This window comes from Pseudomonas syringae group sp. 26L6 (assembly GCF_032587815.1).
GTDB lineage: Bacteria > Pseudomonadota > Gammaproteobacteria > Pseudomonadales > Pseudomonadaceae > Aquipseudomonas > Aquipseudomonas amygdali.
The window spans coordinates 266,591-280,276 of record NZ_JAWHPJ010000009.1 but is presented as its reverse complement, the minus strand read 5'-3'; the positions used below and the strand labels follow the sequence as shown (position 1 = coordinate 280,276).

Sequence of the window (13,686 nt, the reverse complement as noted above, 5' to 3'; positions counted from 1 at the left end):
ACTTCAAGAATCATTCCAATGTCGCATTAAATGAATTCTTTAAGCCTTTGAATGCTTAATTCGAATAGTAAGAGGCGCTTTTTATTCTCGCAATGCGCAAAAAAGCATATTGATATTACTGAATGGAATTTTAACGGGCTCTGCGTGCGGTGCCGTGGAGCGTCACGACACGCATTGCACCTCACGCTCACTCGGCATAAATGCTCTGCAACAGGGCATCGTGCGCGCTGGCTTCGTGCATGATCATTGCCGGCAACAGGGTTTTTGCGCTGTCGGCAATCTCATCGATCAGCGCGCTTGCCACATCGGACAACGGGCTGGCGAAGGCTGAAATCAGACCGAAGAAAAACGGGATGTTGCAGGCGATCGGCCGGACCACCACACCTTGCAACGGCACGCCGATGGCGGTGAAAGGATCGACCAGCGCAATACCCAACCCGACTCTGGCCATTTGCATGGCGATCAGGGACGTATTGGTGTCAAGCATGCGCGGCGGCTGACCGCCCGCGTCCTGAAACGCCTTGTCGATGCGTCGACGAAAGCGATACGGGTTGGCCATGGTGATCAGCGTTTGCTGACGCAGCAGCTCCATCGACAGCACTTCATGGGTGGCGAGCGCAGAATCGGCAGGCAATACCGCCACGCAAGGCGCTTCGCCGATCCAGTGGATTTCCAGGCCGCGATGCTCCAGCGGCAGGCTGACCGCGCCCAGGTCCATGGTTTTCGACAATACAGCCTGAACCACATTCTCCGGGGACATGCTCTGCAACTGGATCTGTTGCGGACGCAGATGTTCAGGCAAGCGCGACAAGGCCGTGGGCAGCAAACCAGCCGCCAGGGCCGAGATCGCTACCAGCTTGATCTGGTGATTTTCTTCCTGGGCAATATGCTGCGCACGTTGGCGGATATTCCGCACGCCCAGCAGCGCGCTCTCCACTTCGCCATACATCATGAACGCCTTGTGGGTAGGCGTGACCTTCGGCCCGCTGCGCTCAAACAAGGCAAAGCCCAATTCCTGCTCAAGCTCCTGAATAGCCCGTGTAACCGATGGCTGGGAACGGCCAAGCATTTTCCCGGCAGCAGTGACACTGCCTGCCGACATGACCGCCGCGAAGGCTTCGAGCTGACGCAAATCCATAAGCATGCCTTGATCGATACATAGCCAATGAGGAAGCGCGACGCAATGCGCCCTCTGTTCAAAGCGCGAAAGTCTACACGCTGATGGAGCACTGGGTGAATGAACACCTCACCCGGCGATCATTACCCGGTTTCGGCCTTGTTGTTTGCCCAGATAAAGCGACGTGTCGGCACGATTGAGGGTTATCTGAAAGGTCTCGCCCGCGGCAAGGGTTGCCATGGCAAGGGTTGCGGTGACCGCAATGCTGCGTTCATCGATCTGACCGGCCTCTTCAGCAATACGCCGCCAGATGCGCTCCGCCACCCGCAGTGCATCATCGGGCGCGGTGTCCGGCATCAGCACCAAAAACTCCTCACCGCCCCAACGGGCAGCCATATCGCTGTTGCGCACGCTTGAACTGATGACTTCGGCCACCCGCTGCAACACCGCGTCACCGGTCTCATGCCCGTGAAGATCATTGATCTGTTTGAAATGATCGATGTCGAGCAGGATCAGTGAAGCCGAGAACCCCTGACGCCTTGCCTCCAGCTCGCGTATGCGATGCAGGACTCTCCTGCGCGTATAAAGATTGGTCAGGCTGTCGCGGTTGGCAATATGAAACAGGCTCAGTTGCATCGACGACGTGAAACGTACCGAGAGTGCGGTGGCATAAATCGACAGGACAGTGGCCACCAGCGCATTGACGATACCGAACGCATCAAGCAGGTTCTGGCTAAGGCCTGATTCCTGGCCCATGTGCCGGCGAAAGGCGAAGCATCCGACCAGCGACAGGAGTATCGCCAGGCTATAGGCAATGCGTCTGATAGCGACCAGTTGAAAGGTAAAGGCAATGATCGGGATCACGCAGAACAGGTAGAAGCTGAAGTTGCTTTCCCAGCCCAACTCCCATGTCGCGAGCAGTGCATGGCCGATGATTTCCAGACACATCAGCTGTCCGGCCTGGCGATAGCGCTGTCTGCGGATCAGGTAAAGGCAGTTGATGTAGAGCAGCGTGCTGACGATGTTCGCTACCCACAGGACCTTCATGCCCAGCCCCAGGAACACCATCAGCAAGACACAGTGAATGCCCAGCGCGACATACACGATCGGAGTGATGTGTTTCCAGAACTGGATAGCCGTGTCCTTGAACAGCTGGGTGCGGTCTTCCGTCGGGAGGGTCATCATCACGTTATCTCGAAATGCAGGTGGAATATGACCATGAGCGTGGGGTGAAGATCATGATGTGTTGTCGGCCTGAACCGACGCTGCTTGATACGGCGGCTCGATAATATGTTGGTTTGCACAGCGCAAACGCCGTGGCATGTGCCGGAGGAGTCAAATGGACATCACTGATGGCAAGTAGTGCAATTAGATGCCTGATTTTCCTGAACCACTGGCAGCAGGCACGGGCCTGCACATCAGGCTCGTTGGCGAGATCGGTAAGGGATGACGGCTTTTCTTCAATTTGCAGTAGCGATCCCGGTGTTCTGGAAATACTATCGGGACCGGACATTGTGTTGATCGCGCTGCGCCCATCAGCCCGCCAACACGCAGGCAGCCCTGAATGATTCAGAAGGAAGCGTACTGATGGAACGTCTCACTGCAAAAGACTTTGCCCCTGAATTGCTTGAGCTTTACGACTACTACGCGCACGGCCGGATCAATCGACGCGAGTTTCTCGATCGGGCTGCGCTGTTCACCTTCGGCGGCCTGACCGCCAGCGCGCTGCTCGCTTCCCTCAGCCCCAACTACGCGCTGGCCGAACAGGTGGAATTCACCGATCCGGATATCGTTGCCGAGTATGTGTCCTACCCCTCACCCAAGGGGCATGGTCAGGTTCGTGGCTATCTGGTACGCCCGGCAAAAGCCACCGGCAAAGTACCGGCAGTGGTCGTGGTGCATGAAAACCGCGGTTTGAACCCCTATATCGAAGACGTTGCCCGTCGTGTGGCCAAAGCCGGTTTCATCGCGCTGGCACCTGACGGCCTGTCCTCGGTTGGCGGCTATCCGGGCAATGACGACAAGGGTCGGGAGCTCCAGCAGACCGTTAACCCGGAAAAGCTCATGAACGATTTCTTCGCTGCCATCGAGTGGCTGATGAAGCATGACGCGAGCACCGGCAAGGTCGGCATCACCGGTTTCTGTTATGGCGGCGGCGTGGCCAATGCTGCAGCCGTGGCGTACCCGGAACTGGGCGCTGCCGTATCGTTCTATGGCCGCCAGCCCAACGCCGAAGACGTGGTGAAGATCAAGGCGCCAGTCATGATTCACTACGGCGAACTGGACACCCGCATCAACGAAGGATGGCCCGCGTACGAGAAAGCCCTGAAAGCGGCTGGCACGACGTACGAAACGTACATCTATCCGGGCGCCAACCACGGCTTCCACAATGACTCCACCCCGCGTTACGACGAAGCCGCGGCCAAACTGGCCTGGGACCGCACATTGGGGTGGTTCAACAAGTACCTGGTCTAAGTTCTGGCCGAACGGCGCGGCACAGATCTGTGACGCGGAGCATCACGCAAGGCATTCCCACGCAGGAGCGTGAGGAACGATAGTTTTGTAACTATCGTGCCCATGCTCCGCGTGGGCATGCCGTTCTGGACGCTCTGCGTCCTCTCTATAGCGCCCTCACCCGTTCCAGCAGTACCTGTAGTGGATGCTGCACCACTTTGCCATCCTGGCGCTTGACCTGGCTGCGGCATGAGTAGCCATCGGCGACCAGTCGACCTTCAACGCCATGCCGGGCCACCAGCGGCTGCCAGGACTGACGATAGATGGTGTCGCTGGTTTTCGCGTTTCGGGTTTCATGCCCATAAGTGCCGGACATGCCACAGCAACCGCTGGCCAGCACATCAAGCCTGAGCCCGGCGCGAGCGAAGGCTTTCTGCCAAAGGCCGACACTGGCGGGCTCGTTGGTCTTTTCAGTGCAATGCGGCAGGAAGTAATACGTCTCACCTGACGGAGCGTCACACTGCTCCTCAAGCGCAGAAGCCAGCCATTCCTGCGGCAGCATGACCTCGGGTACATTCTCGCTGCCCAGCGTCTTGCTGTACTCCTGGCGATAGACCAGGGTCATGGCCGGGTCCAGACCGATCAGCGGAATGCCGTACCCTGCCAGCTTGCCAAGCGACTGGCTGTTGAAACTGGCAGCCTTCTCGAACGCGGCCAGAAAACCCTGCACGTGCAGCGGCTTGCCGTTGGGTGCGAACGGTGCGAGATAAACCTGATAACCCATGCGCGAGATCAGCTCCAGCCAGTCTGCTGCCAGCGAGGTTTCAAAGTATCGGGTGAACGCATCCTGAACCAGCACCACCGTACGTTTGCGCTCCTGCTCGCTCAACGCGGCCAGACGCTGCGGCGTGGCAATGCCGACATTCCAGCGCGCGCAGGCCGCGCGAAAGTCCATCAGGCTGAGCAATGGGCTGTCGACCATACCGGCGACGTGCTCAAGCAGGTAACGCACCGGTTTTGCGCCCATGATCGCGTTGTACAACCGGGGAAACCGCGCCAGGTGCGGGATGCTGAACTCCAGCGAGCCAATCAGGTAATCCTTGATCGGGCGCAGGTAGCGGCTGTGGTACAGCTCCAGAAAACGCGAACGGAACTCAGGCACGTTGACCTTGACCGGGCACTGCCCCGCGCAGGACTTGCAGGCCAGACAACCGGCCATGGCATCGTAGACTTCATGAGAGAAATCCTTCTGCCCTGCTACTCTGGCCACGCTGTTGACAGTTCGCTCGGCAAGGCTTTTCAGCACATTGGCATTCCGCGCCCTGGCGCTGCCGGTCAGGACGTCGACATCCTGCTCGCCTTGCAGACGCAGCCATTCCCGGACCAGCGAAGCGCGGCCCTTGGGTGAGTGAATGCGGTCACGCGTGGCTTTCCATGACGGACACATGGCATCGTCGGTGTCGTAGTTGTAACAGGCACCGTTGCCATTACAGTGCAGCGCGCTGTCGTAGCTCTGCCAGACCCGTTCATCGATAGTGCGATCCAGATCACCGCGCAACGTCACTTCATCCACCAGCGTCAAGCGTGATTCCGGCACCGTCGCAGGCGTGGCGATCTTGCCGGGGTTCAGCTGGTTGAACGGGTCGCAGGCAGCCTTAAGGGCCTGCAATGCGGGATACAACTCGCCGAAATATTCAGGCACGTATTGCGAACGCAGGCCCTTGCCATGTTCGCCCCACAGCAGCCCGCCGTAGCGCTTGGTCAGCGCGGCGACGGCGTCAGAGATCGGGCGAATCAGTGCCGCCTGCGCCGGGTCCTTCATGTCCAGAATCGGTCGTACGTGCAGCACGCCTGCATCAACATGGCCAAACATGCCGTATTGCAGGCCGTAGCTGTCCAGCAGCGCACGAAACTCCTGAATGTAATCGGCAAGGTTTTCCGGTGGCACAGCCGTGTCTTCAACAAACGGCTGCGGCCGCGCTTCACCCTTGACGTTGCCGAGCAGCCCTACCGAACGCTTGCGCATGGCGTAGACGCGGTTTACCGCAGCGCTGCCGGTTGCCAGGGTATGACCTAGGCGCACCACCGAGGTGTCTTTTTGCAGGTGAGCGACGAATGCATGGACGCGCTGTTCCACTTCGTCCAGCTCATCACCACTGAACTCGATCAGGTTGATGCCCAGAGTCGGCGTGGCCGGGTCCTGCGGGAAATACTCGGCCACGCCGTGCCAGACGATATCCTGCATGGCCAGCATCAGCACTTTGGAGTCCACGGTCTCGATGGACAGCGGCTTGTGCGCCATCAACGCCTTGGCATCCCGCAGAGCGTCCATGAAACCGGCATAACGAACGTTGACCAGAATCGAATGTTTGGGGATTGGCAGGACGTTGAGTCGGGCCTCGACGATAAACCCCAGCGACCCCTCGGAACCGCACAGCACGCTGTTGAGGTTGAAACGCCCGTCTTCCTCACGCAGGTGCGCCAGATCGTAACCGGTCAGGCAACGGTTGAGCGGCGGAAAAACGTCCTTGATCAATTGCGCCTGCGTATCGGCGATCTGCTGCGCACAGCGATACACATCGCCGGCACGGTCAACACGCGCTTGCTCGCTGGCCAGCTGCTCAGCGCTGAATGCCTGACTGTTGACGTAGGAACCACCGAGCAGCACGGTCGTCAGTTCCAGCACATGGTCACGGGTCTTGCCGTAGGTGCAACTGCCCTGCCCGCTGGCGTCGGTGTTGATCATGCCGCCAATCGTGGCGCGGTTGGAGGTCGACAGTTCCGGCGCGAAAAACAGCCCGTGCGGCTTCAGCGCTGCGTTGAGCTGGTCCTTGACCACGCCGGTCTGCACCCGCACCCAGCGTTCCTCGACGTTAATTTCAAGGATATTGTTCATGTGCCGCGACAGGTCGACCACCACGCCGTCGGTCAACGACTGCCCATTGGTCCCTGTGCCTCCGCCACGCGGGGTCAGCACCACCTGCTTGTGCTCGGGCCGCGCTGCCAGGCGGGCGACAATTGCCACATCATGGCTGTCCATCGGGAACACCGCAGCCTGCGGCAGGCGCTGGTAGATGGAGTTGTCAGTGGCCAGCACAGTACGCGAGCCGAGGTCCCTGGCTATTTCGCCGCGAAAGCCGCCCTCCACCAAGGCATTGAGGAAACGGTCATAGTGACCGACCTGCTCGGAGGTCGGTTTCAACAGCGCAATCATGGTGGTCTTCCTGGCTGGCTAGGCGTTTTATATGCAAAGCACGTATGCTACGAAACGCTCGTATGCATGGCGTCATCAACGGTTATCGTGATTCTCCGGCGTGTCATGCTTCAGTGCAAACGTAAAAGATGCCGTTTTTCCATGAGTTTTATGAATGAACACCAGAAGACTGACGCCCTCCATGTCTTTGTTGCTCGCTTTCGAGGCGGCCGCGCGGCATGGCAGCTTCACCAAAGCCGCAGACGAACTGGCCTTGACCCAGAGCGCCGTCAGCCGCCAGGTGCAGGCGCTGGAGGCCCAGCTGGAAGTCGAGCTGTTCAAGCGTGATGGCAGGCGTATCGAACTGACCACTGCCGGTGCGTTGTACCAGCATGAGCTGGCCGCCGCGCTGGGCCGCATTCGCAGTGCAACCCTGCAAACCATCGCGCACAAGGCCGAGGGCGGTACGCTGCATCTGGCCGTGCTGCCCACCTTCGGCTCCAAATGGCTGCTGCCGCGGATGAATGATTTTTACACCCGGCATCCGGGCTATGTGGTGCACATCCACTCACGCATCGTGCATGCCGACCTGACGCCGGCAGCCAGCGAAATGAACGCGATCATCTGTGCGGGTAGCAGCAACTGGCCCGGTTACATCGCCCACCCGCTGGTCAGCGAAAAACTGGTGGTCATTGCTAGCCCTGCTGCGCTTGTCGGCTACCAAGCGATGCCCCCGGCGCAGGTTGCCCAGCATTCGTTGCTGAGCGTGGTGTCACGGCCCAATGCCTGGTCGGACTGGTTCGACAGTAATCGGCTGGACCACCACATCATGCGCCCCGGCCCGAGTTTCGAACTGACCTCGCACCTGATCCAGGCTGTGGCGGCGGGCATCGGTATCGCACTGGTACCGCGCATTCTGGTGCAGGACGAAATCAACAGCGGCGAACTGGTCACCCTGTTCGAACCGCTGGACAGTGGGCGCAATTACTACCTGGCGTACGCGACGCGCTTTCAGAACCTGCCATCGCTGTGCGTGTTCAGGGACTGGCTGCTATCGACACCGTTTCCTGACCCTTTGTAAAACCTGCCCGCAACAGGAGCCGCTGTGCGTATCGAGCCCCTTCCACCCTTGCAGAACCTGATCGCCTTCGAAGCCGCCGTTCGGCACGCTAGTTTTACCCGTGCCGCCAGCGAACTGAACCTCACCCAGAGCGCGATCAGCCGTCAGGTCGCGCAACTGGAGGAATTTCTCGGCCGCGCGCTGTTTCGTCGCGAGCACAAGCGCATTCATCTGACGGTCGCCGGGCAGATTTACGCCGAGCAGATCCAGCGCGTACTGACCCTATGTGCAGAGGCCACGGCACAAGTTATTACCCACAGCGGCGAACAACAACTGACGCTGGCGTGTTCCAGCGGCGTAGCCGCACTGTGGCTGGGCCCTTTGCTGGGACGCTATCGCGATGCCTTCCCCGCCGTGGATATCCGCCTGCGAGTGGTCGACGGGCTGGACTCGCTGATTCGTGCGGAATTCGATCTGGCGCTGTATTTCCTGCGCGAAACATCACCAACGGGCCTCGACAGTCGTTTGCTGTTCGCCGAATCGGTAAATGCCTACTGCTCGCCAGACTACCTGAACGGCCAACTGCTGGAACCTGCACAGTTGCTGGACCACTGCCTGCTGATGCTGGAAGACGGGCAACGTCAGTGGCTGTCCTGGGGAGACTGGTTCGGCCGTCAGGGCGTTGATGCGTCGCTGATCCGCAAGCGCATGACCGTCAACCTGTATCCGGTGCTGGTCGACCTGGCTGTCGCCGGGCACGGTATCGTGCTTGGCTGGCAACCGATGATTGACCGTCACGTGCAGTCCGGTGCGCTGGTGCCGGCCTGCCAGAAAAGTGTGGGTGCAATAGGCGGCTATTACCTGCTGACCCCCAGCGGCAAGACGCCCCGGCGCGCTGCGCGAGCGTTCGAGAAATGGCTGACAGATGAAATAGCCACGCTGACACCCTGCCCCTGACGCTTGCATGCGTCTGGCGCATGCAAACCTGCGCAATAAGCGTTTTCTTAAAATCGGCCCAACACCTACTCTCGACTGAAACGGGCAAAAAGACCTGACTCAGCCGCACTTACATCAACCCTGCCCCTTAATCAATGCAGCCACTGCAGGGGGCCTCCCTGCGTGTATCGCATGCAGGAGCCTATTCAGTGAGCACATTACGATCCTCTGCTTCACGCACCCATGAACAAAAGACACGCCGCGCGGTGACCGCTACGGTGATCGGCAATGGCCTGGAATGGTTTGACTTCACGGTCTACAGCTTCTTCTCGGTGATCATTGCCAAAGTGTTCTTCCCCACCGGCAGCGAGCTGACCTCTTACCTGTTGGCGCTGGCGACCTTCGGGGTCGGCTTCTTCATGCGTCCGGTGGGCGGCATTGTTCTGGGCATCTACAGTGACAGGCGCGGGCGCAAGGCGGCTTTATCCCTGACCATCCTGCTGATGGCGCTGGGGACGCTGATCATCGGATTGACGCCCAGCTTCGCGCAAATTGGCTATCTAGCACCGCTGCTGATTGTTCTGGCGCGACTGCTGCAAGGGTTCTCTGCCGGTGGCGAGATGGGCAGTGCCACCGCATTCCTGACCGAGCATGCGCCTGAGGGCAAAAAAGCCTTTTACTCCAGCTGGATTCAGGCCAGCATCGGCGTCGCGGTGCTGCTGGGTTCCGCGCTGGGCGCGGTGCTGTCCAGTTACCTGACCCAGGCGCAGCTGGAAAGCTGGGGCTGGCGGGTGCCGTTTCTGATCGGCACACTGATCGGGCCGGTCGGCTTTTATATTCGCAGCCGGGTGGATGAGACGCCTGCCTACAAGGCCGCAAAACCAGTCGAGTCGCCTCTGCGCGAAGTCATCAAGACCTACCCGCGCCAGACCCTGATCAGCTTTTCGCTGGTCGTGCTGTGGACCGTCTGCACCTATGCCATCCTGTTTTACATCCCCTCCTACGCCCAGCGCGTGCTCGGCCTGCCGTCATGGATGGGCTTCAGCGCCGGCATGATGGGCGGCGCGGTACTGATCGTCGCCACACCGATTGTCGGCGCCCTGGCAGACCGTAGCGGGCATCGCCCATGGTTGTTGGGCTCGGCAATTGCCATCTTCTTCAGCGCCTACCCGATGTTCCTGTTCATCAACCAGATGCCGGGACTGTTTTCGCTGCTGGTCTTTGAGCTGGTACTCGGCCTGCTGATTTCCGGTTACATCGGTTCGATCCTTGCGGCCTTTGGCGAATTACTGCCCACCCACGTGCTATCCACCGGGCTTTCGGTGGCCTACAACTTTGCCGTCACCATTTTCGGCGGCTTTGCCACCTTTACCATCACCTGGCTGATTGCCTCGACCGGCAGCAACCTGGCACCCGCTTTCTACATCATGTTCGCGGCCGTCGTCAGCGGTATTGGTGCGCTGCTGTATCGCGACCGTGCGCCTGCTGCCCATCGTCCCCTGTCTGGAGCTTTCCAATGAGTATTGCTGATCCTACACGCCTGATCCTGCGCAACGGTCGCCTGCTGGACCTGCAAAAAGGGCAATTGATTTCCGGCCAGGAAGTCGTGATCGAGGGTGAGCGCATTATCGACGTGCGTGCCGAAGGCGAGCCTGCCGCGGTTGGCGCGCGGATTATCGATCTGGGCGGCAGAACCCTGATGCCCGGCCTGATCGACTGCCATGTGCATGTGCTGGCTTCCAACGCCAACCTGGGCATGAATGCCCTGCAACCCAACGCAATCATCATGTACCGCGCATTACCGATTCTGGCTGCGATGCTCAACCGCGGTTTTACCACTGTTCGTGATGCCGGGGGTGCCGACTGGGCGCTGGCGCGTTCGATCCAGATGGGGCTGATTCCAGGTCCGCGCATCTTCGCATCGGGCAAAGCACTGTCGCAGACCGGCGGCCATGGCGACATGCGCGCACGCGGCGAATTGCTGCTCAACGAGCCTTGCTCGTGCTGCTTTCGGGCCGGGGCCATCGCCCGCGTAGTGGACGGCGTCGATAACGTGCGTCTGGCCGTGCGCGAAGAGCTGCAACAGGGCGCCAACCAGATCAAGATCATGGCTTCGGGCGGCGTCTCGTCACCAACCGATCCGATTGCCAACACTCAATACAGCGAGGCAGAGATTCGCGCCATCGTTGACGAAGCCGCCGCTGCGAACACCTACGTGATGGCCCATGCCTATACCGCACGAGCGATTCGGCGCGCCATAGAATGCGGCGTAAGAACCATCGAGCACGGCAACCTGGTGGATGCCGACACCGCCCGACTGATGGCCGAAAAAGGCGCATTTGCGGTACCGACTCAGGTCACCTATGAAATGCTTGCCGAGTACGGCGAGCGCTTCGGCCTGCCAGCGGACTCGGTGGCCAAAATCGAGGATGTGCGCCAGGCCGGCCGCAACGCCCTGCTGCTGTTCGCCGAAGCGGGCGTACCGATGGGCTATGGCTCGGATTTACTGGGGGAAATGCATGAGTACCAGACCCACGAACTGAAGATTCGCGCCGAACTGCTCGGTAATCTGGCGGCGTTACGCAGTGCAACAAGTGTTGCGGCGCAGATACTCCAGCGCGAGGGTGAACTGGGTTGCATCAGCGCCGGTGCGATAGCCGATCTGCTGGTGGTGGATGGCGACCCGCTGAGCGATATCGGTTGCCTGGTCGGTCAGGGCGAGCATCTGGCGATGATTGTTCAGGGCGGTCACGTGCGTAAGAACACCCTGGTCTGACCGGGCGTCAGTGAGCGTTGTGGTCCCAGATCCAGTTCCATGCGCCGGGTAGCCTTACAGGCTGCCCCGCGTCCTTGACCGTGCGCGCCAGGGCAGCGCGCTGCAACTGCGCGCTGTCGTCGTAGAACGGCTTGTCGGCAAGTCGCACGCCGGTCTGATGGGCGCTGTCGACCAGTATCTGCAGGTACTCTCGCGCATGCCGCGCGGTGTAGCGGTTCAGGTCGTGAAAGGTCACCACCACCGGAATCACCCCGTCCACCGCAGGCAGCTCTCCGGCGGCGATGCGTTCACGTACTTGCGAGAGCTGACTGACCATGTTCGAACGGCGGCGCAGGCTGAAGTTATAGCCCCAGATCTTGCCGTCATTGGCGCTCAGGTCAGTCAGTAATACATGCAGGTCATGACGCTGGTAGGCGCTGAACGTGCGTTTGTCGTAGTTCCAGAACGGCGGGCGCAACAACGTGGTCGGCACGCCGGTAATCGAGGCGATGATGGCGCAGCCTTGGGTCAGGGACTGCTCCAGCTCCTCATCGGTCAACGAACGATGATTGGTGTGGTGCGGCGTGGCGGTATGAAAGCCGAGCAAATGCCCCTCTTCATGCTGACGATGCATGATCGCCCGCCCCTGATCACTATTCCCTGCGCCTGTGGCGCCGGTCTGCACGAAGAACACGGCTTTGATGTTCGGCTGCAACGGATTGTCGGCCAGGCTGTCGAGTACGGTGATACTGGGGTTGTAAAAAGTCGACGCACTGGGGCCGTCATCAAAGCTCAGCAGGAACCGCACTGGTGGCTGCTGCCGCAACTGTTCGGCAGTTTTTGGCGTCAGAGGGACTGGCGCGCTGATGCAGGCCGACAGGCTCGCGGCGATGGCCAGTGCGCAAAGGGCCTTGAGGGCTGACTTGATCAATGTACGGGATCCTGTGGCCGGGCTGCTGAAGCCGCTTGGGAAGCGCACGCATGATCATCCACAGGCGCGGCAAACACAATCACTGCGGCGCGCAGTTTATCGGTGCCGAAACAACTCATGCGATTGAAATCGGCATGGCTTACCGGCATATGCTGGCAGTCGATGGCCTGGCGATGCAGGCTGTGATCAATATCAGGATCGTGCAGGTAGACAAAATCGCTGTCGCAATCGGTGACCATCACCCAGTGCGGTGCCTTGGAGCGTGTCAGGCGATAGCTGCTGATCAGCACCAGCGGCTTGCCGCCCTCGGCCAGTACGCGAGGCAGGTTCAATGAGCGGTTGGGCAGCGTCTCTACACCGCAGGTTCGCAGCTCATGACAGAACTGCTCGTGAACCAGGCGAATCACCTGTTTCTTGTTGTCGCTGCGCACGCCGCCCAGAAACAGCGGGCCTGCCACCGACACCAGCAACTTCACGGCGAAGCCCCGTCGCCGGGCAGCCAGCGCCAGCCCTTGAGGACTGCATCCACCGTGGCCGGAGGTCATGAACACCGTGGTCGCCTCGCGCCAGATCTGCAGTTCTTCGGCGCGGTCCATCAAACGCGCAGGTTGCAGAGCCTTCATCGCCATCAACAGGCAGGCCGGGCCACAGGTGAATTCCAGAGTCTGCTGGTAGTAAGGCACTGAACGACTGTCCAGCCGGGCATGCTCGACGATGCGCTTCTCGTAACGCAGCGCCGGGGCATGGTCCTGGTAATAGTCGTCGACCTGAGCGAAGCGCCGGTAGCCGTTGCGTTCGTACAGCCCGATAGCCGCGTGGTTATCAGGGCGCACCTCAAGGCGCAGGTAAGCGCAGTCGCGGCCCACGGCCTGCTGCTCGGCACGTTGCAACAACTGCTTGCCCAGCCCCTTGCCCCGCGCCGCATCGGCAATCGCCAGCGAATACAAACGCCCCAGCGAGGTGCCCCGATGAAACAGCACCAGCGCGTAGCCGGTGAGCTTTCCGACCTGCTCGGCGACGATCAGGCTGGCATTGGCGCGGCGAATCATCCAGTGAAAGCTGCGCGCGGTCAGGCGGTCGCCGTCAAAGCACTGGTTCTCCAAGAGCAGCAATTCGTCGACATCGGTTTCAACTGCATCGCGAAATATAAAGTCCATCTGCACCGCCGTAAAAGTTGTGTAACGAAACGGGACATTTCAAAAAGCACATGCTTAATAGAAAGGACTTGTTTCCCATCGGA

General features: G+C 60.0%; 10 protein-coding genes. 5 read left to right on the top strand and 5 right to left on the bottom strand.

The window, feature by feature from the left end; all coding sequences use genetic code 11:
- Positions 1 to 187 precede the first annotated feature (187 nt).
- Together RYA97_RS03795 and RYA97_RS03790 are read right to left on the bottom strand one after the other, a co-directional pair.
- Complete coding sequence (locus RYA97_RS03795; protein ID WP_002553730.1) at positions 188 to 1,138, bottom strand: LysR family transcriptional regulator; 951 nt, start codon at positions 1,136 to 1,138, stop codon at positions 188 to 190.
- Between the two features lie 108 nt (positions 1,139 to 1,246).
- The gene (locus tag RYA97_RS03790; protein ID WP_046834925.1) at positions 1,247 to 2,302 is read right to left on the bottom strand and encodes a GGDEF domain-containing protein; all 1,056 of its coding nucleotides are present in this window, start codon (positions 2,300 to 2,302) and stop codon (positions 1,247 to 1,249) included.
- Positions 2,303 to 2,704: 402 nt separating this feature from the next.
- Here RYA97_RS03790 and yghX point away from each other — a divergent pair, with 402 nt between their 5' ends.
- Complete coding sequence (gene yghX, locus RYA97_RS03785) at positions 2,705 to 3,592, top strand: YghX family hydrolase (RefSeq protein WP_004665497.1); 888 nt, start codon at positions 2,705 to 2,707, stop codon at positions 3,590 to 3,592.
- A 145-nt stretch (positions 3,593 to 3,737) separates the two neighbouring features.
- On the opposite strand, the gene RYA97_RS03780 is transcribed toward yghX, so the two are convergent.
- On the bottom strand, positions 3,738 to 6,785 hold the full coding sequence (locus RYA97_RS03780; protein ID WP_316891914.1) for an FAD-binding and (Fe-S)-binding domain-containing protein: 3,048 nt from the start codon (positions 6,783 to 6,785) through the stop codon (positions 3,738 to 3,740).
- A 154-nt stretch (positions 6,786 to 6,939) separates the two neighbouring features.
- Between RYA97_RS03780 and RYA97_RS03775 the strand changes: the two genes are divergently transcribed.
- The 4 genes from RYA97_RS03775 (at position 6,940) to RYA97_RS03760 (ending at position 11,536) form a co-directional block, all read left to right on the top strand.
- Entirely contained in the window at positions 6,940 to 7,845 is a 906-nt protein-coding gene (locus RYA97_RS03775; protein ID WP_316891912.1) for a LysR substrate-binding domain-containing protein, read from the top strand.
- A 24-nt stretch (positions 7,846 to 7,869) separates the two neighbouring features.
- Positions 7,870 to 8,781: a LysR substrate-binding domain-containing protein gene (locus RYA97_RS03770; RefSeq protein ID WP_005743654.1), complete on the top strand. Its 912-nt coding sequence runs from the start codon at positions 7,870 to 7,872 to the stop codon at positions 8,779 to 8,781.
- A gap of 188 nt (positions 8,782 to 8,969) precedes the next feature.
- Positions 8,970 to 10,280, top strand: coding sequence for an MFS transporter (locus tag RYA97_RS03765; RefSeq protein ID WP_016981284.1), 1,311 nt, complete (start codon positions 8,970 to 8,972; stop codon positions 10,278 to 10,280).
- Positions 10,277 to 11,536, top strand: coding sequence for a metal-dependent hydrolase family protein (locus RYA97_RS03760; protein WP_010202549.1), 1,260 nt, complete (start codon positions 10,277 to 10,279; stop codon positions 11,534 to 11,536). Before RYA97_RS03765 ends, RYA97_RS03760 begins: the two co-directional genes overlap by 4 nt.
- 7 nt (positions 11,537 to 11,543) lie before the next feature.
- On the opposite strand, the gene RYA97_RS03755 is transcribed toward RYA97_RS03760, so the two are convergent.
- Complete coding sequence (locus RYA97_RS03755; RefSeq protein ID WP_005743651.1) at positions 11,544 to 12,446, bottom strand: polysaccharide deacetylase family protein; 903 nt, start codon at positions 12,444 to 12,446, stop codon at positions 11,544 to 11,546.
- A complete protein-coding gene (locus RYA97_RS03750) occupies positions 12,443 to 13,603 on the bottom strand; it encodes a GNAT family N-acetyltransferase/peptidase C39 family protein (RefSeq protein ID WP_316891910.1) in 1,161 nt (386 codons plus the stop codon). The genes RYA97_RS03755 and RYA97_RS03750 overlap by 4 nt, the downstream gene beginning before the upstream one ends.
- Positions 13,604 to 13,686 lie beyond the last annotated feature (83 nt).

Bases quoted from the DNA above. Each gene is read 5' to 3' on its own strand.
- RYA97_RS03775 (WP_316891912.1), top strand. From the start codon at position 6,940: ATGAACACCAGAAGACTGACGCCCTCCATGTCTTTGTTGCTCGCTTTC.
- RYA97_RS03795 (WP_002553730.1), bottom strand. From the start codon at position 1,138: ATGGATTTGCGTCAGCTCGAAGCCTTCGCGGCGGTCATGTCGGCAGGC.
- RYA97_RS03760 (WP_010202549.1), top strand. From the start codon at position 10,277: ATGAGTATTGCTGATCCTACACGCCTGATCCTGCGCAACGGTCGCCTG.
- RYA97_RS03790 (WP_046834925.1), bottom strand. From the start codon at position 2,302: ATGATGACCCTCCCGACGGAAGACCGCACCCAGCTGTTCAAGGACACG.
- RYA97_RS03780 (WP_316891914.1), bottom strand. From the start codon at position 6,785: ATGATTGCGCTGTTGAAACCGACCTCCGAGCAGGTCGGTCACTATGAC.
- yghX (WP_004665497.1), top strand. From the start codon at position 2,705: ATGGAACGTCTCACTGCAAAAGACTTTGCCCCTGAATTGCTTGAGCTT.
- RYA97_RS03750 (WP_316891910.1), bottom strand. From the start codon at position 13,603: ATGGACTTTATATTTCGCGATGCAGTTGAAACCGATGTCGACGAATTG.